General features: G+C 63.9%; 17 protein-coding genes. 10 read left to right on the plus strand and 7 right to left on the minus strand.

What is annotated here, in order from left to right; genetic code table 11:
• The first annotated feature begins 45 nt into the window (after positions 1-45).
• From FJ867_RS13135 to FJ867_RS13145, 3 genes are all read left to right on the plus strand, one after another.
• On the plus strand, positions 46-1488 hold the full coding sequence (locus FJ867_RS13135) for a GMC family oxidoreductase (RefSeq protein WP_140817589.1): 1443 nt from the start codon (positions 46-48) through the stop codon (positions 1486-1488).
• A gap of 14 nt (positions 1489-1502) precedes the next feature.
• Positions 1503-1949, plus strand: a complete 447-nt coding sequence (locus tag FJ867_RS13140; RefSeq protein ID WP_140817591.1) for a hypothetical protein — start codon at positions 1503-1505, stop codon at positions 1947-1949.
• Between the two features lie 65 nt (positions 1950-2014).
• On the plus strand, positions 2015-3094 hold the full coding sequence (locus tag FJ867_RS13145; RefSeq protein ID WP_140512933.1) for a glycosyltransferase: 1080 nt from the start codon (positions 2015-2017) through the stop codon (positions 3092-3094).
• A 212-nt stretch (positions 3095-3306) separates the two neighbouring features.
• Here the strand turns inward: FJ867_RS13145 and FJ867_RS13150 are convergent, their stop codons facing one another.
• The gene (locus tag FJ867_RS13150) at positions 3307-4329 is read right to left on the minus strand and encodes a phosphoribosyltransferase family protein (RefSeq protein ID WP_140497171.1); all 1023 of its coding nucleotides are present in this window, start codon (positions 4327-4329) and stop codon (positions 3307-3309) included.
• Between the two features lie 49 nt (positions 4330-4378).
• A complete protein-coding gene (locus tag FJ867_RS13155; RefSeq protein WP_140817593.1) occupies positions 4379-5875 on the minus strand; it encodes a lipopolysaccharide biosynthesis protein in 1497 nt (498 codons plus the stop codon).
• Positions 5876-6064: 189 nt separating this feature from the next.
• Between FJ867_RS13155 and FJ867_RS13160 the strand changes: the two genes are divergently transcribed.
• The 6 genes from FJ867_RS13160 (at position 6065) to FJ867_RS13185 (ending at position 13740) form a co-directional block, all read left to right on the plus strand.
• Positions 6065-7237, plus strand: coding sequence for a glycosyltransferase family 4 protein (locus tag FJ867_RS13160; RefSeq protein WP_140497167.1), 1173 nt, complete (start codon positions 6065-6067; stop codon positions 7235-7237).
• A gap of 15 nt (positions 7238-7252) precedes the next feature.
• Positions 7253-8242, plus strand: coding sequence for a glycosyltransferase family 2 protein (locus FJ867_RS13165; protein ID WP_140497165.1), 990 nt, complete (start codon positions 7253-7255; stop codon positions 8240-8242).
• Entirely contained in the window at positions 8242-9192 is a 951-nt protein-coding gene (locus FJ867_RS13170; protein ID WP_140512939.1) for a glycosyltransferase, read from the plus strand. Before FJ867_RS13165 ends, FJ867_RS13170 begins: the two co-directional genes overlap by 1 nt.
• Positions 9182-10150: a glycosyltransferase family 2 protein gene (locus FJ867_RS13175; RefSeq protein WP_140497161.1), complete on the plus strand. Its 969-nt coding sequence runs from the start codon at positions 9182-9184 to the stop codon at positions 10148-10150. The genes FJ867_RS13170 and FJ867_RS13175 overlap by 11 nt, the downstream gene beginning before the upstream one ends.
• Before the next feature lie 74 nt (positions 10151-10224).
• Positions 10225-11121 (plus strand): UTP--glucose-1-phosphate uridylyltransferase, encoded by an 897-nt coding sequence (locus FJ867_RS13180; protein WP_140512943.1) that lies wholly within the window; start codon positions 10225-10227, stop codon positions 11119-11121.
• Positions 11122-11358: 237 nt separating this feature from the next.
• Positions 11359-13740 (plus strand): polysaccharide biosynthesis tyrosine autokinase, encoded by a 2382-nt coding sequence (locus FJ867_RS13185; RefSeq protein ID WP_140817595.1) that lies wholly within the window; start codon positions 11359-11361, stop codon positions 13738-13740.
• A gap of 92 nt (positions 13741-13832) precedes the next feature.
• On the opposite strand, the gene FJ867_RS28750 is transcribed toward FJ867_RS13185, so the two are convergent.
• The 5 genes from FJ867_RS28750 to FJ867_RS13210 all read right to left on the minus strand — a co-directional run bounded on the left by FJ867_RS28750 (position 13833) and on the right by FJ867_RS13210 (position 19164).
• Positions 13833-14324 carry a hypothetical protein gene (locus tag FJ867_RS28750; protein WP_181168360.1) on the minus strand — a complete coding sequence of 164 codons (492 nt, stop codon included), beginning with the start codon at positions 14322-14324 and terminating at the stop codon, positions 13833-13835.
• A gap of 221 nt (positions 14325-14545) precedes the next feature.
• The gene (locus FJ867_RS13195; RefSeq protein ID WP_140497155.1) at positions 14546-14866 is read right to left on the minus strand and encodes a putative quinol monooxygenase; all 321 of its coding nucleotides are present in this window, start codon (positions 14864-14866) and stop codon (positions 14546-14548) included.
• A 135-nt stretch (positions 14867-15001) separates the two neighbouring features.
• Positions 15002-16081: an acyltransferase gene (locus tag FJ867_RS13200; RefSeq protein WP_140497153.1), complete on the minus strand. Its 1080-nt coding sequence runs from the start codon at positions 16079-16081 to the stop codon at positions 15002-15004.
• A gap of 243 nt (positions 16082-16324) precedes the next feature.
• Positions 16325-18232 carry a propionyl-CoA synthetase gene (locus FJ867_RS13205; RefSeq protein WP_140738360.1) on the minus strand — a complete coding sequence of 636 codons (1908 nt, stop codon included), beginning with the start codon at positions 18230-18232 and terminating at the stop codon, positions 16325-16327.
• Positions 18233-18474: 242 nt separating this feature from the next.
• The gene (locus FJ867_RS13210) at positions 18475-19164 is read right to left on the minus strand and encodes a PIG-L deacetylase family protein (RefSeq protein WP_140649460.1); all 690 of its coding nucleotides are present in this window, start codon (positions 19162-19164) and stop codon (positions 18475-18477) included.
• A 27-nt stretch (positions 19165-19191) separates the two neighbouring features.
• On the opposite strand from FJ867_RS13210, the gene FJ867_RS13215 reads away from it, so the two are divergent.
• The gene (locus FJ867_RS13215; protein WP_140564946.1) at positions 19192-20082 is read left to right on the plus strand and encodes a DMT family transporter; all 891 of its coding nucleotides are present in this window, start codon (positions 19192-19194) and stop codon (positions 20080-20082) included.
• Positions 20083-20089 lie beyond the last annotated feature (7 nt).

Below are 20089 nucleotides of genomic sequence, written 5' to 3' on the forward strand. Positions count from 1 at the left end.
GCTTGCCATGACGAACGCACAAGACCCGGAAAGGAGTTGCGGCTGATGGTGCTGGACGTAAAGCCGGAGCAGATCACCAAGGACCACTTCGACGTTGTCGCGATCGGTTCCGGTTTCGGTTCGGCCTTCTTCCTGCACGAATTCACGAAGCGGCGTAAGGCGCGCATCCTGCTCCTGGAATGGGGCCGGCACAACACGCATGAATGGCAGCTCAAGCAGAACGTCAACACCGACATCGAGGACGAGTCGACCTACAAGACCAATTCCGACAAGCCCTGGAACTACACGATCGGGCTGGGCGGCGGCACCAACTGCTGGTTCGCGCAGACGCCGAGGTTCCATCCCAACGACTTCAGGCTGAAAAGCACTTACGGCATCGGCAATGACTGGCCGATCAGCTATGACGACGTCGAGCCGTTCTATTGCGACGCCGAAGACATCATGTCGATCTCGGGCGATCCCGACATGGCGGCGATGCTGCCGCGCTCGAAGCCCTTTCCGCAGCCGCCGCACCGCATGTCGACGCCCGACCGGATGATGAAGGCGGCGCAGCCAGGCCAGCATTTCGTCATGCCCACCGCGCGCGCCCGCGTGCCGACCGCGCAGCGCACCTCGTGCTGCGCCAACCTCAGATGCTGGCTATGCCCGGTCGACGCCAAGTTCACCGCCAACAACGGCCTGATGCATGTCTTCGAGCATCCCGACGTGTCGGTCTGCCTCGGTTCGGAAGTGCGCCGGCTCGACCATGTCGGCGGGACGGTCCGCTCGGTCACCTTCGTCCACGCCGGCAAGGAATATCAGGTCAGCGGCGACCTCTTCATTCTCGGCGCCAATGCCATCCAGAGCGCGGCGATCATGCTGCGTTCCGGCCTGGGAGGCGAATTCGTCGGCCGCGGCCTGCATGAATCCTATGGCTGGAATTTCGAGGTCTACCTCGACGGTGTCGACAATTTCGACGGCAGCACCATCACCACCGGCTTGAATTTCGGCCTCTATGACGGTCCGCACCGGTCCGAGCACGCCGCGGCGCTGGTCTATTTCGAGAACCGCTGGCAACACGGCATGCGCGCCGAGAAGGGGCGGTTGCGCCAGGCGCTGCCGCTCGTCGTGGTGACCGAGAACCTGCTCGACCATGAGAATTTCGTCACGCTCGACGAGGACGACAACGCCTTCGTCAGCTTCAAGGCGCCGTCCGACTACGCGGTCAAGGGCATGGCGCGGGCGCTGGAGAAACTGCCCGGGCTGCTCGCCCCGCTGCCGGTCGAACAGCTTTTCGATCGCGGCATCCGGCCAACCGAATCGCATGTCCAGGGTACGCTCCGGATGGGAACGGGCCCGGCCGATTCGGTGGTCGACAGCGGCATGATTCATCACCAGTTCAGGAACCTGGTCGTGGTCGGCACCAGCACATATCCGAGCTGTTCATGCGCCAATCCGAGCCTGACCGCGGCAGCGCTGTCCCTGCGGGCGGCGAGCCGGATGGCGTGAGAGGAGCAAACCAGATGATAGAGATCTCGCGACGCTCCGCACTGGCCGTCATGGCGGGCGGGGTGGTGTCGACCGGCATTGCCTACGCGGCAGTATCCTCGTTTTCGGATGAGGATCTGGTGCGCGTCACGCTCGAGAAATATTTCGGCAAGCTCAACATGCGCATCGAGCATTTGCAGCAGTTCGTCCTGGCGTTCCGCGACAGGAACCCATGGATATTCCCGAGCAAGAAACTCAGCGACGCCGTCACCTTGCTCGAGGAGACAAGGCTGGGCAAAGCCCGCGCTCTGCTGCCGGAGCAGAAGAGGCAGGACCTGCTGCATTTCGACCGCTGGCTGATCGCCGAATTCCACATGCTGACCGACTACGCCTGGCGCAGTTCGCCGGGCGATCCGATACGGTTCACCGGATGGCAGCCATGCACCAATCCGTTCGCCAATCTCGAGCAACAGAGTGCCTGAGGCGGTGCCGGAGCAAGCTCTCGGGCCACATTGAACGAAACGCGAAAGAACCAGGAGCCAGGACCATGAAAGTTCTTTTTGCAGGCGGAAACGGATACACGCCCGAATTCAGCGGCGGCGTCCAGTCGAGCACCCATCATCTGGCGGAACAGTTGATCGAGCACGGCCATGAGGCGGCCGTACTGGCCGCCCTGTTCGGCGACGGTGTCTTCGGCTTCAAGGCGCGCGCCAAGATGAAGCTGCTGCGTCAGCCGGCGGTCATCGACAGTTTTCCCGGTTATCCGGTGGTGCGGGCCTGGTTTCCCTGGAAGGCGGCCGACTTTGCCGTCCGCAGATTGAAGCCGGACGTGGCCGTCGTCCAATGCCACAAGTCGGTTCCGGTGGGCAAGGCGCTGCAGGCCGAAGGCGTGCCGCTGGTCGTCTATCTCAGGAACGTCGAGTTCCATGAGCTGGGCGGCGATCTGCGCGAGTTGCATTCGGCGCTCTACATCGCCAATTCGCAATTCACCGCGCGCGCCTACAAACAGAAGTTCGGCATCGATGCGGCGGTGCTGCCGCCGACCATCAATGCCGCCCTCTACAGCACGCCGACCACGGGCCAGTTCGTCACCTTGATCAATCCGTACGAGGAGAAAGGCTTCGAGCTCGCCGTGCGCATCGCCGGCGCCTGCCCCGAGATTCCGTTCCTGTTCGTGGAGAGCTGGAAGCTTGCCGACGATCATCGCGCCCGCATCGAGAAAACCATCGCCCCGTTCTCCAACATCAGGCTGGAGAACCGCACCGGCGACATGAAGACCGTCTATGGCCGCACCAGGATCCTGCTGGCGCCCAGCAAATGGGAAGAGGCCTGGGGCCGTGTGGCCTCGGAAGCCCATTGCAGCGGCATTCCCGTCATCGGCTCGCGGCGCGGCGGGCTGCCCGAAGCGATCGGCCCGGGCGGCGTGGTGCTGGATTACGATGCGCCGCTCGCCGACTGGATCGCGGCTGTCAGGCTGCTGTGGAACGACCGCCAGGAATATGACCGGCTCTCGGCCACGGCGCGCAGCTTCTCCGAGCGTCCGGAGCTCGATCCGGACCGCCAGTTCCTCACCTTCTTTTCCATACTGGACAAGGCCACACAGCAGCGTTCGCGACAGGCGGCGTAGCCAGGGCTCAGGCTGGCACCGGACCCGGCAGCCCTGTAATAGGAATTTTTTCTTGACAGGGTGAAGGCAGCTATGGTAGATTTTTGGTCATGGTGCTGAGTTGCGCCGGAAACCCGCCGCACAGGCGGGTTTTTCGTTTGATGCTTCTCGACCGGCACGCCGGCGAAACACTCCGAAGGAACCCGTTAATCTGGATTCGCAGCCTTGGCGGATCAGGCCAGGCGCTTGACCCGGCTTTTCAGCGTCTCGTAGCCGCGGGCGCCAAGCAGCGCGCGGGCAAGGGCCTTGGCGGCGCCCTTGCGGCCTTCCTGTGATTTGGCCTGTCGCAACCTGGCCGGCAGGTTGCGCGCCGCCTGGCCGAGCGCCGGGAGCGACAGCGCGTTGGGAAAGCTGACCATGTGCGTTTCGACGCACAGCACCGGTTTGCCCGACAGCTCGGTGATCCTCAGCGCCTGCTCGTGCTCGCTCTCGATGAACAGGATGGCATCGGATTTGCGGTAGAATTCGGCCTTGAAACTGCCATGCGCGCCAAGCCGCTGGCGCTCCGCCTTGCTCGGCAGGTCGAGCATGATCAGATGATCGTACTTGATCTCGTGCTTGGCCAGCCATGCCTCGGTCAGCGCGCGGTATTTCTCCAGCCGGCTGGTCACCAGCCAGCCGATCTTGCGGGTCGCGGTGTGGAGCGGCCGCGCTTCGCTAAGGAATTTCTCGTAGGCCGGACCATCGTCGTTTTCCGCTTCGGTCGGATCGAGGCACAGCACCCCGTCTATGTCGACGCAGCATTGCGCCAGGAACTTGTGATGCATGAAGTTCCACTGGAACATGCGCGGATGCGGCACGACCTCGAAGACGACATCGGTCTCGGCATGCTGCGGCTCAAGCCCGAACACGGCGGCAAAGGTGTAGTCGGCCTCGATGCCGGCACCCTCTATGCGGGCGCGGGCGTCGCGCATGGCGTTGCCGCCGGAGACGCTGTCGTCGATCACCAGCACCTTGCGCATTTCCGCGACCTTGCGGTCGAGCACCGCACGGCGCTTGGTGATGCCCGATGTGTAGACGCGACCCTCGAGGAAGGAGTCCAGGTCGGTCATCGGTATGTTCGCCGCGAGGCTGACCAGCGTCGCTGCCAGCACCCCGCTTCTGGGGACGCCGACCACCAGGTCGATGTCGCGCGGCAACCGGTGAAGGTTGCTCACGATCGCGTCGTTCATGTCTGAGATCGATCGGTAATGCATGGATCAGGCCTGATGCTCGGGTGAACGGTAAGGGTCGAAAGCGCCGAAATTATTGCGCCTCGCGCGGTGCTGCCGCCGGCGGCCTTGCCGGCAGCATTTTCAAGGCCTCGCGCAAGGCTTCACGGCCGGCTGCGAAGGCCAGCGCGATGACGATGGTGATGAGATAGGCAAGGATCGCGCCGCTGGCCAAGGCAATGACATGCTGCTGCGGTAGCAGCGGCTTGACCAACCAGACCACCGCCAGCGCCACATGCGCGCCGAGCACGAACGGCGTCGCCGCGCGAAGCACGTGCCTTGCCCGCAGCGGCCCGCTCCTGCCGACATAGAGCCACAGGAAAGGCGTGCGCAGATATTCGCTGACGGCATAGGCGATCGCCACGCCGAGCGCGCCATAAGGCAGGCCCAGCACGAAAGCGAGCACCGACGTCACCGCCGTGATGATGCCCCAGCGCATGAAGTCGCCGGAACGGCCTTGGCTGACGAACAGCCATCCGGCCGGATTGTTGAGCGGCTGCAGCAGCCCGGCGAAGCCAAGCGCCAGGAAAATGCCGGCGCTCGCGCGCCATTGCTCGCCGAGCACGAAGGGGATGAGTATGTCCGACATGGCGGTGGCGAAAGCGACGCCGGGAAGCGCCACCAGCAGGATGAGCGGCATGACGCGAAGATAGGCGCTGCGGTAGCGGTCGGGCTCGTCCTTCAGCCTGGAAAGAGCCGGCACCATCACCTTCGACAGCGGGTTCGTGATCTGGCTCAGCGGGAACAGGAGCAGCTTGTAGGCACGGTCATAGAGGCCGAGCTGCGCCTCGCCCCAGTATTTTCCGATCAGCACGTTGTCGAGATTGCGGGCGAAGAAATTGGCGAAGTTGAAGCCGGTTATGCCGGCGCCGAAATTGATCAGCTCGCTGATCCCGGCGACCTTGCGCGGCAGGCTGGGCCGCCAGCGCGAACTGGCCCAGTAGCACAGCGTCGGCAGCACGGCTCCGGTCAAGGTGCCGGCGAAAAGTGCCCAGTAGGAGCGGTCGATGAAGGTCCAGGCGATCGACACGGCAAGACCAGCCACGGCGCCTGCGACATCGATGATGGCCAGGCGGCCGAACTGCATGCGGCGGGTCAGGAGCGCCAGATGCTGCGCACCGAGGCCGTAGGCCATGATCTGCAGGCCCAGCGCCGCCACCAGGCCAGCCACACGCGGTTCGCCGTAGAAGGCGGCGACCAGCGGTGCCGCGCCGGCAAGCACGCAGGCCAGGATGGCGCTGACGGCGACATTGATCCAGAACAGGTAGTTCACCTCGTCGTGCCGTATGCCCGATTTCTGGATGGTCGCCTGGGTGAGGCCGAAATCCTGGAACAGCGCGATGAAGGCCAGCACCGGCGCGCACATCGCCACGACGCCGAAATCCTGCGGCAACAGGAGACGCGACAGCACGATGACGGAAATGATCTGCGTGGCGACCCGCACGGACTGCGACAAGGCCGTCACGACCGCGCCGCGCCCGACGGATTTGCGCAGCGAGCCTTCTGGCGGATCGAATGGATTGGCTTCCAAATTCAGGATTCCTGATTCTTGTGCAGGTTCCGACCAGGAACCCTGCAACCGCCGCCGCGGCCAAATTACGGCATTTATTTTGCAGTGCAACAAAAAACGTGGATTTTGCTACGCTGCACCAAAAATGTTGCGATGCAGCAAGACCTGTACTAGGTTCGCCGTGGGTGGGCCAACAGCGGTCGAGTTTTCATGCTGAATGTCTTGTACCTTGTGCATGACGTTTCCGACCCGGCAGTGCGCCGGCGGATTACAATGCTCAGGGCAGGTGGCGCCCAGGTCACGCTCGCAGGCTTCCGCCGCACGGCAAATCGCATTGCCGACGTCGAGGGTTTGCGGCCGCTGGATCTCGGCGCGACGCGTGACGGGCGATTCGCCCAGCGCCTGACGGCAGTCGCCAAGGCGGCGGTTTCGATCGGCACCAGGCTCCGCGGCATGCCGAGGCCCGATCTCATCATCGCGCGCAACCTGGAAATGCTGGCGCTCGCCCGCCGCGCCAACACGGCATTCGGCGCCGCGGTGCCGATCGTCTATGAATGCCTCGACATCCATCGCCTGATGCTTCGCAGCGATGCGGTCGGCAAGGCGCTGCGTGCCACGGAACGTTACCTTGCCAGGGACGTAAGGCTGCTGGTGACCAGCTCGCCCGCATTCACCGCCAATTATTTCGAGCCGTACGGCCAGGTGACGGCGCCGGTCGAACTGGTCGAAAACAAATATTTCGAGGCAGCGGCGATCCTGCCGGCCGAGCATGAGATGGCCGAGGCGCCTGTCGCGCCACCCTGGCGCATCGGCTGGTTCGGGGCATTGCGCTGCCGCCGCTCGCTCGAACTCCTGGCCGATTTCTCGCGCCGCGCCGACGGCCGGTTCGAGATCGTGCTGCGCGGCCGCCCGGCGTTGACCGAATTCCCGGATTTCCACGCCTTCGTCGAGGCGGAGCCCTGGCTTTCGTTTCGCGGACCCTACCGCAACCCGGAGGACATGGCGGCGATCTACCGGGACGTGCATTTCTCCTGGGCGATCGATTTCTTCGAGGCGGGCCAGAATTCCGAATGGCTGCTGCCCAATCGCCTCTATGAAGGCTGCCGATTCGGCGCGGTGCCGATCTCGATGGCCAACACGGAAACTGGGCGGTTCCTCGGCCGGCAAGGCATCGGCATTCTGTTGCCCGAAGCCTCACCCGACGCGCTCGAAGCCGCCATCGGCAAGATGGAGGAGCGCCGCTTCAGCACGTTGAAGGAGCGCGTTCTGTCGCGCAACCCCAGGATATGGAGCTATGATCGCAGCGATTGCCAGGCGCTGGTCGACAAGCTTCGCAGCCTGGCCGCCATGCGCCAACCCTTCGCGGCCGAGGCTTTGGCCTAGGATGGAGATCGCCCGATGATGCAAGCGCTCCCCTCCAGCCTGATCGTGATTCCCTGCCTCAACGAGGCAGCCCATATCGGTGTGCTGCTCGACCAGCTCAGCCCCGCGGCCGCGAGGCTCGGCGCCAGGATCGTCGTTGCCGATGGCGGCAGCACCGATGGTACCCCGGCCATTGTCGGCGAGCGTGCGAAGGAAGATCCCCGCATCATCCTGCTCCACAATGAAAAGCGCATCCAGAGCGCGGCGATCAATCTTGCCGTCGCCAGATTCGGCGATGGTGCCGAATATCTGATCCGCATCGATGCCCATGGCGGCTATCCCGCCGACTATTGCGACCGGCTGGTCGAGGAAGCGCTGGCCACGGGCGCCGATTCTGTCGTGGTCTCGATGCTGACCAGCGGCAGCGGCACCGTGCAGAAGGCGGCCGCGGCGGCACAGAATTCAAAGCTCGGCACCGGCGGTTCCAAGCACAGGCATCTGTCCGCCGGAGAATGGGTCGATCACGGCCATCACGCGCTGATGCGGATTTCTGCCTTCCGGGCCGTCGGCGGCTATGACGAGACGTTCAGCCATAATGAGGACGCCGAGCTCGACTACCGGCTGAGACAGGCCGGCTACAGGATCTGGATGAGCGGCAGGACGCAGATGGTCTACTATCCGCGCGCGTCGCTCAGCGGCCTCTATTTCCAGTATCTCGGCTACGGCCGCGGACGCGCCAAGAATGTCCTGAAGCACCGCGTCATCCCGAAGGTCCGGCAGATGGTGCCGCTGCTGGTGTTCCCGGTGGTGGTGCTCGCGGCCTTTTCCTTCGTGCACTGGCTGGCGGCGGTGCCGCTTTTGATCTGGGCATCCGTATGCCTCGGCTATGGCCTGTGGACGGCGGTAAGCCAGCGCAATGCCGACATCGCGCTTGCCGGCGTCTCGGCGATGGTCATGCATTTCGGCTGGTCCGTCGGTTTCTGGCTGCAGCTTCTCGGCCTTGGCAAACAGCGCGGGGTCGCGTGATGGCGGTTCCAGGCAAGAACCGCAGCATCGATATCGGCGTGTGCACGTTCCGCCGGCCGGAATTGGCCCACACGCTGCGCTCGCTCGACGCCATGGACAGGCTGGCCGGTTTCGATGTCCGTGTCATCGTCGCCGATAATGACGACACGCCGAGCGCCAGGGATCTGGTGACGACGCTGGCGCGCGAACTGACGCTGCCGATCAGCTATCACCACTGCCCGGCGCGCAACATCTCGATCGCCCGCAATGCCTGTCTTGACGCCAGCACGTCGGATTTCGTCGCCTTCATCGATGACGACGAGACGGCTTCGCCGCGTTGGCTTGCCGAGCTCGTCGCAACAGCCCAGGCAAGTCGCGCCGCCGCCGTGCTGGGCCCGGTCAAGGCGCGCTATGGGGCCGATGCGCCGGACTGGATGCGGCGTGGCGACTTCCATTCGACCTTGCCGGTCTGGGTGCGCGGCGAGATCCGCACCGGCTACACCTGCAACGTGCTGCTCGACATGGGGTCGGACAGCCTGCGCGGGCGCCGCTTCAGCCTGGCGCGTGGCCAGACCGGCGGCGAGGACACCGAATTCTTCGACCAGATGCACAAGACAGGCGGCACGATCGCGTTTTCTCCGGAGGCTTGGGTGGACGAGGTCGTGCCACGGACCAGGGCCGCGTTCGACTGGCTTGGCCGCCGCCGCTTCCGCGTCGGGCAGACGCATGGCCATCTCCTGGGGCGCAATGCGAGCGGCATTGGCCTGCTCAAACAGGTCGCCATTGCCTCGGCAAAGGCAGCCTATTGCTTCGCCGCGGCGTTTCCCTTCCTTGCCAGCCCCGTGCGGCGGAACCGCAGCGTGCTGCGCGGCATTATGCATGTCGGCGTCGTCAGCGGCCTTGTCGGCATCCGCGAGATTCGTCTCTACGGCCAGCCCTCGCCACAGGAAGGAGGCAAGCGTGCAGCCTGACGTCAGCTTCGTCCCGGACGTTTCCTTCGTCATTGCAGCCTACAACGCCGAGGCGACCCTCGACCGGGCGATCGCCAGCGCCATCGCGCAGAAGGGTGTCAGCGTCGAGGTCGTCGTCGTCGACGACAAGTCGCGCGACGCCACGCTCGACGTGGCAAGGGCCTATCCGCAGGACATCGTGCGCGTCGTGGCGCTCGCGCAGAACAGGGGCCCCGGCGGCGCCAGGAACGCCGGCCTCGAGGCTGCCCGCGGCCGCTGGGTCGCGGTCCTCGATTCCGACGATGCGGTCTATCCCGGCCGCATCGCCGCCATGATCGCGCGGGCCGGAAGGGCGGGCGCGCAAATCGCCGTCGACAACCTCCAGGTCGTCCGCGAGGACGGCGTGATCGAGGATGCGATGTTCCCGACGCGCTATCTGGAGGAATTGGGCGAGATCTCGCTGGCCAGCTATATCGCCGGCAACGTCGTCTTCGAATCGAAGTTCAATCTCGGCTATCTCAAGCCGATCTTCGAGCGCCGCTTCCTGGAAGAAAACGGACTTCGCTACGACGAGGACCTGATCATCGGCGAGGATTACATATTCCTGGCCAACGCCCTGGCCAAGGGCGGCAGGTGCGTGGTCGAGCCTGACATCGGCTATGCCTATCACATCCGCAGCGGCTCCATTTCGCGCGTGCTCGAGCCTCATCATGTCGAGGCGATGCGCAAGGCCGATGCAATTTTCGCTCAAAGCCATCAGATGGACGCGGCCGCGCAAGCGGCCTTCGCCCGGCGCAGCCGCAGCCTGCGCAAGGCAGCCTCGTTCCTGTCGATGGTCCAGCACATCAAGGCGCGGTCCCCGCTCAAGGCGATCCGGACGGCGCTCAGCGACCCGGCGGCGGTCAGGCATATGGGCATGCCGATCGCCGTGCGGTTGCGACGAGTAGCGGCACAATTTGCCGTAGGGGCGGGGAGGTGAAGATGCAGGCACATGGAGGGATTTTTCCTGGCCTGCGAATGGACTGAAGTCGATCTCCTCAGAAGGAACTTGCGATGAAGAAAATCAGGAAGGCCGTGATACCGGTGGCGGGGCTTGGAACGCGGTTCCTGCCGGCGACCAAGTCGATGCCGAAGGAAATGCTTCCCGTCGTCGACCGGCCCGTCGTGCAATACGCCGTCGATGAGGCCTTCGAGGCCGGCATCGAGCACATCGTGTTCGTGACCGGCCGCAACAAGGCGGTTATCGAGGATTATTTCGACCTGCATCCGGAATTGATCGGAACACTGGAGCAGAGCGGCAAGAAGGCGCAATTGCAGTCGCTGGAAAGCCTGCTGCCGGTGGCCGGCGCCACCAGCTTCATCCGCCAGCAATCCCCGCAAGGCCTTGGCCACGCCGTCTGGTGCGCGCGCGAGGTCATCGGCAACGAGCCCTTCGCCCTGCTTTTACCTGATATGGTTTCGTTCGGCGGCCGCGGCTGCCTGGCCGAGGTCGCCGACCTCTATGCCGAGACCGGCGGCAACGTCATTGCGGTCGAGCGCTGTGACCCGACCGAGACCAACAAATACGGCATTGTCGGCCGCGGCGCCGACATTGGCGGCGGTTTCGAGGTGACGGCGATGGTCGAAAAGCCGGCGCCGGCCAATGCGCCGTCGAACTTCTACATCAACGGCCGCTATATCCTGCAGCCCGAGATCTTCGCCCTGCTCGGCAACCAGCAGCGCGGCGCGGGCAATGAGATCCAGCTGACCGACGCCATGGTCCGCCTGGCGCAGGAGCAGTCCTTCTTTGCCCAGCCTTTCAAGGGCCGCATGTTCGACTGCGGCTCGAAGGAGGGCTTTATCCAGGCCAACATCGCCTTCGCCTTGGCGCGCGACGACATGAAGGGTCCGGTTTTCGAGATGCTCCAGGAGTTCGTCCGGTCGCATGAACGACAGGAAGAAGCCGCATAATGCCCATGTTTCGGGAGCATTGTCGGACGGCTGACGGTGCGATGCGCGCAACGCCCTGTGGCGTCCGGCATGGAACTTGCGTTGCTTTTTGGCAATGCTCCCGATCTTCGAAGTGCCTGGGAGCCAAGGCATGATCCCGGAAAGCGCAAGGCGGTTTTCGGAAAAGATCATGTTCAAACAGTGAGATAGAGCCCATCCCGATGATTGGGATGGACGGGCTCTGGAATTGGACCGAAGATGAACTATGCCAACTTTCCTCTCGACAAGAGGATGCCATTGCCGAATTCGGAAGCAGGAGACGGCGAAGACTTCATCGATGTCGAGCGGCTGCTTGGCATGGCAGCGCGGCAGGCCAAGGTGGTTGTCCTGGGCGCGGTCATTGGTCTTGTCCTGGGCCTGCTCTATCTGCAGACCACGCCGCCCAAATACCAATCGGTCTCGAGCGTGCTGATCGATGAGGGGCTGAACAAGATCGTCGACGACATTTCGGCGGCGTCGACGACCATGCAGACCGATTCGGCCATCCTGAGCCAGATCGAAATCCTGACCTCGACGCGGCTTGCCGCCGTGGTCGTCGACAAGCTGAAGCTCGACCGCAACGACGCATTCATGAACCCGCCCCAGTCGGCGCTCGCCCAGGGCATCGGCCTGATCCGCGGCCTGATCCAGTATGTTCGCCCTAGTCCTCCCATGCCGGGCGTCGGCGACGTCACCAAGCTCGACCCCGCCACCCGCGATGCGCTGATCGCGACCTCACGTCGCGACTACGCGATCCTCAAATTGCAGAACGAGGTGCAGGCGGAGCGCGTCGGGCGAAGCTATGTCATCGCGCTTGGCTACCAGGCGACGGACCCGGCACTGGCGACCGCGATCACCAAAGCCTATGCCGATGCCTATCTCGCCGACCAGCTCGACGCCTCCTTCGATGCCACCGAGCGCGCAGCGGTCTGGCTGCAGGGCCGGCTGACGGAACTGCGCGAAAGCTCGCAGGCGGCATCGTTAGCGGTCGAGAAATTCAGGGCCGAGCACGGCCTGTCCGCCAACAGCGACGGCCAGCTGATGAGCGCCAAGCAGCTTGCCGACCTCAACGCCCAGCTTATCGTGGCGCAGGCCGATACGGCCCGGGCCAGCGCCCGCTACCAGCAGTACAAGTCAATCGTCGAAAGCGGTTCGGAGAACGCCTTCAAGGATGCCGCCATATCGAGCGACCAGCCGAGCAGCTCGGTCATCGCGGCGCTCAAGACGCGCTATCTCGCCGTCGCCAAGCGGCAGCAGGATGTCGAGGCCAATTTCGGGCCGCAGCATCCGCAGGCGGTGGCGCTCGCCAAGGAGAAGGCCGACATATCGGCGCAGATATTCGGCGAGTTGAAGCAGCTGACCGAAAGCTATCGCAACGAATATGAAGTGGCGCTGGCGCGCGAGACCGCGCTCAGGGCCAATGTCGCCGCGGCGCAAGGCAAGAGCGCAATCGACAACCAGTCGCAGGTCAAGCTGCGTGAACTCGACCAGAAGGCGACGGCGCTCTCCACGCTCTACCAGACATTCCTCGGCCGCTACGAGGAAGCCGCCCAGCAGCAATCCTTCCCGGTCGGGAAGATCCGCATCATCTCGGATGCATCGACGCCGCTCAGCGCCTCCAGCCCGCGCACGGTGGTTGTGCTGGCGCTCTCGCTTGTGCTGGGCACGTTGATGGGTGCCGGGCTCGGCGGCCTGAACGAATTCAACGAGCGTTTCTTCAGGACCGGCGAGGATGTCCGCGACCGCGTCGGCCTCAAATTCCTCGGTTATCTGCCTGTCATCGGCGGCAAGACCGCCAGGGAGGAAAAGCCGGCCGACCCGGATCTCAAAACCGCCAAATCGCCGGCCGCCGCCGAAAAGCGCGCGCGCATGCGCGTCAGCGTCGATGCTCCGGCGTCGATGTTCTCCGAGACGCTGCGCAGCGCAAAGATCGCCTTCGACGTCGTCATGGAAGGGCAAGGCAGCCGCGTCATCGGCGTCATCTCGGTCCTTCCCGGCGAAGGCAAGTCGACGGTCGCGGCCAATCTGGCCGGACTGCTCGCCGCCAACGGCGCCAGGACGCTGCTGATCGACGGCGACCTGCGCAATCCGGGCTTGAGCCGCAGCCTCGGCATGGAGGCCGAGCAGGGACTGATGGAAGCGGTGGTGAGCGGCCAGACCTGGCAGTCGGTCGGCAAGATCGACCGGCAGACCAAGCTGGCGATCATTCCGGCCGTGCTGCGCAGCAATTTCTCGCATACCAGCGAGCTTCTCTCCTCGGCCGGCATGCGGCGCTTCATCGACAACGCCAAGGAGACCTTCGAATACATCGTCGTCGATCTGCCGCCGCTGGGGCCGGTGGTCGACGCCAAGGCCTTCGCGCCGCTTGTCGACGGCTTCGTGCTGGTCACCGAATGGGGCCGCACGCCGCGCGCGATGGTGAGATCGATGCTCGAATCCGAACCCTATGTCGCCAACAAGATCGTCGGCGCGGTGCTGAACAAGGTCGATCTCAAGAAGCTCGCCAAATACGGCTCGTTCGGAGCGTCCGAAAAATTCTTCGGCCAGTACTCGAGCTATTATCTCGACAAGACCGAAGTGCGCAGCAAGACAACGGTCTGAGTTCAACCGTGGCGATTTCCGTGCCTGAGTGACGAGGCAGGTCATCGCCTATGTGGCCACGGCGGGCTACAGTGGGAGTCTAAACCCGGGCATCATCCGGCAGGCAATGTCAGCTTACGCGGCCAATAGCGGCTGGCCACCAAAAGACTGAGATGGACGACAACTATTCCGAGGATGCCTGCCAAAGCCTTCAGCGAGCCGTCCGAAAGGCGCGCATGCCGACCGGGTTCGAGGAGCTGCATCAGCTCCAGCACAGTGGCTACGACGACAACTATAGTGACAGTTCCAGCCAAGCGGTTTGGAAAGCCGAGCCCAATTGCCACGCCGAACAGAACGTAGGCGAGGGCGCGTTCGAAATCTGGGTCACCCAGGTGGGGCCGCATCTGGATTGGCGACAGCGTCGCGAAGACAATGACGGCGAGCAAAGCAAGGGCGGCAATGCGAGAGATGAGGGTCATTGCCGTTCGTAAAGCGAACAAGCCGGCGAAACAAGTACGGGCATCTTCAAGGGTCGAATTTATAACGAGGTAGCTTCCGTACTGCTTGGCGGATTCAAGCAGCCGCGCCCGATCCAAAGACGCCATGCTAGCCCGTGACGCCCGGTTTCTTTGGCTGATTGGCGATGTCTATGAAATGACATCCGGAGCAATATTGTATTGCGCAGAATCGACGCGCTTTGAGGTTGGCGACATGGATTGGAAGCAGGTCGGCCCCAGAGCAGATCAGTCTATTTCGCTTGCCAGCGATTTCGACGGCAGGTCGATCGTCCGCTCTGGATGGACGGCGGTGTCGGTCCAAGCCCTGGTCAGTTTGAGTTCTGACCGGGTTTCGCAGACAGCGCGATCGGGTCGGTTTCGATAAGCCGAAGCGACCGCACCATGTTCGCCGTTTGCGTCTTGTACTTGAGAAAATGCGGTGTGGTCAGATGGGCTTCGTACGCCGTCTGATCGGCGTAGCATTCGATCACGCGCACCTTTTCAGGCGCACCTTTTTCCGACACGGCATGAAGGAAAAGCACGCCCGGCTCGATTCGCACGGAGGCCTCGATCTCTTCGGCAATCAGGGCCTTGTAGCTGTCGATCTGGTCAGGATCGATTTCCAGTTCGGCTATCCTGACGATCCGCATCGATTGGTCCCTAACTTTGTACAGGGCCGCGACTCACTATCCAGGCCTTGGAACCCTGCGGCTGGACAGTGCGCTCCTGCGAGGAAGGCACCGAGGTGCCCGTTGGTCAATCCTCATTGGTCAACAAGATCGCGACTACGCGGCCCTGAGCCGGTAGCGGAACACCGTGTGGTCGAGCAGCAGCCGGATGCGCGGTTCGGCTTCGGTCGCCACCAGCCAGCTTGCCGCGATCATGGTCGCGCCAACCATTGCCATGGACAACAGATAAGGCAGCCCGGCGCGGACCATCGCGCCGAGCACCGCCGCGCCGATGACGTCGTGGATCAGATAGAGCGGGTAGGTCATCAGGCCGATCCGGCGCCAGCCGCTCCAGCTGAGGTCGAGCCGCAGTGACCACGCCATCAGGGCGATGGCGACCAGGAAGACAAGGATCGGCGGCGCATAGGGCATCGCGGCACCGACCTTAATGCTGTGGACGTCGACCGAGCTGGCGATTTGCAGCACGCCCCCGCCCAGGAACAGCAGGCAGAAGGCTAGGCGCGAGGCCGTCACCGCCTTGAACCGCATCAGCCAGATGAGCACGCCGACGGCGAAAAAAGAGCCATGGTGCACCAGGACGAGCTGCAGCCAGCGTGTCTCGGCGAGGTCGGACCAGCCGAGCGGATAATAGAGGCACCAGAACAGCGTGCTGACGAGGCCGATCACGACTGCCACCGTCTCCATCAGGTGGAAGCGGCCAAGCCGCAACAGGATCCAGACGACAGCGTAGAAGGCGATCTCGATGCCGAGCGTCCAGTAGACGCTGTCCACCCAAGGGTCGTAGGGCGCGAAAAGGCCGGTGCGAACGAGCCTGATCACGGCATCGGTTGGCCAGCTCAGACCGGTGAGCAGCAGCACCGCCGCGGTCACCGGCGCGCAGATCCAGACCGCCGGCGCCAGCCTTTTCACCCTTGCCTCGAAAAACCGCAGCGGCGTCGAATTCTCGGCGCTGAAGGCGATGACGAAACCGCTGATGACGAAGAATATCTGCACGCCGACCCAGCCGGAGCCGACCAAGGCCATTTCGGGATGGGGCGGGATGCCGCCGGTCGCGCGCGCCGAAACCCCGTCAGGGAATGCCCATACCCAGAAGCCATAGTGATAGAACATCACCATGACGGCGGCCAGGAAACGCAATATGTCGACGCCGCCGAATGTCGCCTTGTGCTGAGCCATGCCGTGCCTTTGAATGGCCCCCCAAGCCAAACCCTAGAGTCTGTTGTTGCATTGCACAACAAAAGATTGGCCAGATGTGACAGTTGGCGCCGACCTTCACCCGCGAACGACGGGGAGTGGGGGAAGTCGGCACTGGAGTACGTCGCTACCGTCCTTCATGGGGAGAAGGTGCGGGCAGGCGGATGGGGGGGCGGCGCCGACCGCTCAATAAACGGAAGGATCGTGTCTGCTGCGCCCGATCATCTAGACCCCGATGCCGCGCTCCTTCAGCACGGCCGTGATCTCGTCGAGGATGGCCGGGTCGTCGATCGTCGCCGGCATGGTCCAATCTTCCTTGTCTGCGATCTTCTGCATGGTCCCGCGCAGGATCTTTCCCGACCGCGTCTTCGGCAGCCGCTTGATCGTCACCACCGTCCTGAAGGCGGCGACCGGGCCGATGCGCTCGCGCACCAGCCCCACCACTTCGCTCTCGATGAGGCCGATCTCGCGCGAGACACCAGCGTTGAGCACGACGAAGCCGAGCGGAACCTGGCCCTTCATCGCATCGGCGATGCCGACAACGGCGCATTCCGCGACATCGGGATGCGTTGCCAGCACCTCTTCCATGGCGCCGGTCGACAGCCGATGGCCGGCGACATTGATGATGTCGTCGGTGCGGGCCATCACGTAGAGGTAGCCGTCCTCGTCGATCATGCCGGCATCGGCGGTCTTGTAGAAGCCGGGGAACTCGTCGAGATAGGCCTGGCGGAAACGGGCGTCGGCGTTCCACAGCGTCGGCAGGCAGCCCGCCGGCAGCGGCAGCTTGACCACGACATTGCCGAGCGTGCCGCGCGGCACCTCGTGGCCGGCATCGTCGAGCACGCGGATGTCGTAGCCGGGCATCGGCACGCCGGGTGAGCCGTATTTTACCGGCAGCAGGCCGAGGCCTGCGGGGTTGATGGTCATTGGCGAGCCGGTCTCGGTCTGCCACCAATGGTCGATGACCGGCACGTTCAGTTTCTGCTCCGCCCATTTGATGGTTTCGGGATCGGCGCGCTCGCCGGCGAGGAACAGCGTGCGGAATTTCGACAGGTCGTATCTGGCGACGAATTCGCCCCTGGGATCCTGCCCCTTGATGGCGCGGAACGCCGTCGGCGCGGTGAACAGGGCGACCACGCCATGCTGCGCGATCACCCGCCAGTAGGTGCCGGCATCGGGCGTGCCGACCGGCTTGCCTTCGAACAGGATGCTGGTGCAGCCATGCAGCAGCGGCCCGTAGACGATGTAGGAATGGCCGACCACCCAGCCGACGTCGGACGCCGCCCAGAACACTTCGCCGGGCTTGACGCCGAACTCGTTTTCCATCGTCCATTCGAGCGCCACCATGTGGCCGCCATTGTCGCGAACGATGCCCTTGGGCTGGCCGGTCGTGCCTGACGTATAGATGATGTAGAGCGGGTCGGTGGCAAGCACCGCAACGCAGTCGACATTGGCGCCGGCCGCCCGCTCGCGCGCGACCGCGTCCGCATAGTCGATGTCGTAATTGTCCCTGAGCTCGCAGCGCAGCTGGTCGCGCTGCAGGATCAGGCAGGCGTCCGGCTTGTGGCGGGATATCTCGATCGCTTTGTCGAGCAGCGGCTTGTAGGCGACGACGCGGCCGGGCTCCAGGCCGCAGGAGGCCGAAATGATCACCTTCGGCCTGGCGTCGTCGATGCGGGTGGCGAGCTCATGCGAGGCAAAACCGCCGAAGACGACCGAATGCACGGCGCCGATGCGGGCGCAGGCAAGCATGGCGATGGCCGCTTCCGCCACCATCGGCATGTAGATGATGACGCGATCACCCTTGCCGACGCCGCGGTTCTTCAGCACCGAGGTCAGCGCCACCACTTCGCGTTTGAGCTCGGCATAGGTGAATGTCTTCACGGTGCCGGTGATGGCGCTGTCATGGATCAGCGCGATCTGGTCGGCACGCCCGCCGGCGACATGCCGGTCGAGGGCATTGTAGCAGGTGTTGCAGGTGGCGCCGGTAAACCAGCGGCCATAAACGCCGGCTTCCGCATCGAACACCTTGTCGTAAGGCGTGTACCAATCGATGGCGTTCGCCGCATCCGCCCAGAACTTTTCCGGGTCGCGTTTCCAGCCGTCATAGACCTCGTGATAGCGTGAAGCCATCCGTTTCCTCCCCGGGAAGATTTGCCGTCCTGGCAATAGCCTATGCTGTTTTTTCCGGCGATGTCTTCCCTCAATTCGTCTGATCCGGCCCGGTCCTGGCCGCAAAGGTGCGACATCGTGGCCCTCCGGGAAGAAAAGCACGGTCCGGCCCGGGCGTGCCCATGTGGCCGTGTGCACCGGTGCGTCAGCCGGTGGTCTCGTCGTCGGGCACGGTCACCGCGATGGAGCAGCCGTCTCCCGGCTCAGTCGACCCTTTTGGTGCTCACGATGACCGGTCGGATCGGCGGCGCCGGCGGCAGCAGGTCGCGAATGTCTGCAAACGGAAACATCGGCTCGAAGCGGAAGGCTTCGGCCTGCGATCCCGGCGCGCCGTTGCACTGGCCGGCGCGAAAAAAATTCTGCGTGCGGGCGATGTCGACGAAGCGCTCCGGATCCTGCGACTGGTGCAGGCGGATCGCCTTGGCCTTGATCTCGGCCTGGGCTGATATCTCGACATAATGGGTCGGGGAGAATCCGGTGCCGCCCATCGTGTCGGCATGCAGCACCGGTACGGCGAACGACGCCGCGATGCGCACGGCGTCCGACAGCGCGCGGTGGTCGGCGTGATAGTCGTTGGACGCATGGGTAATCACCAGATCCGGTCCGGTTTCGCCAATCAGCGTCTTCAGCGCGCCGATCAGCGCGGCATCCGCCACCAGCCTGCCGTCGGGAAAGTCGAGGAAGCGCGGCGCCGCCCCGAGCAGCGCGGCCGCGGCCGTCGCCTCCTCGCGACGGGCACGGGCGAGAACCGTGGGATCGCTCTTGCCGCCTCTGGCACCATCCGTGGCTATGGCAAAAGTCAGTTCTGCGCCTTGCGCCGCATAGGCCGCCATCGTACCGAACATGAATATCTCGATGTCGTCAGGATGCGCGCCGAGCGCCAGTATTTTCAACGCTTCTCTCCCCGGAAATGGAAAAACGTGACGAACGGAATCCTGCTCGCCCTGATCGCCTATGCAAGCTATTCGGGCAGCGATGCCGTTGTCAAAAGCCTGGGTGGGCAGTTCACGGTGTTCGAGATCGGTTTCTTCTCGATATTGTTTGCCGGCTGCTTTCTCTTCTTCACCCGGCCGGCGGACGAGCGTTGGCGTGATTTCTGGCGCACCAAACGGCCTTGGGCGGTGCAGGCGCGCGCCTGGGCAGGCATCGCCTCGGGCGTGCTCAGCGTCTATGCCTTCACCACCATTCCACTGGCCGAAGTCTACGCGCTCGTCTTTCTGGCGCCGCTCTGCGTCACTATCCTCTCCACGGTCGTCCTTAAGGAAAAGGTGGGTCCATGGCGCTGGCTTGCGGTGGTCGCCGGCTTTGCCGGCGTCATGTTGGTGGTGCGACCGGGTTTTCGCGAACTCAATCTTGGGCACCTCGCCGCCTTTGGCGTTGCCTTCCTCGCTGCCGCCAGCGTCATTCTGATGCGCTCGCTGGCAAAGCAGGAAAAGCGCACGACCATGCTCGGCGTGTTGATCGGCTACGGCCTGTTGTTCAACGGCATCGGCATCGCCGCCACCTCGTTAACGCTTCCCGACGCAAGGCAACTTGCATGGCTGATGATGGCCGGCGCCTTCACCGCATGCGGACAATTGCTGCAGCTGCTGGCCGTCAAATACGCGCCCGCCAACCGGATCGCGCCGACGCATTATTCGCAGATGGTCTGGGCGGTCATCCTCGGTGCGCTGTTCTTCCGGGAATATCCTGACTGGCTGTCGCTGGTCGGCCTCGCGGTCGTCGGTGGGTCCGGCCTGCTCACCATGGTGCGCGAGGAAGTACGGTTGGGCACGGTGCGCTGGAACCCGTTTTCGCGCACCCGGCTTTGATCTGGCG

This window comes from Mesorhizobium sp. B2-5-3, assembly GCF_006441005.1.
Taxonomy (GTDB): domain Bacteria; phylum Pseudomonadota; class Alphaproteobacteria; order Rhizobiales; family Rhizobiaceae; genus Mesorhizobium.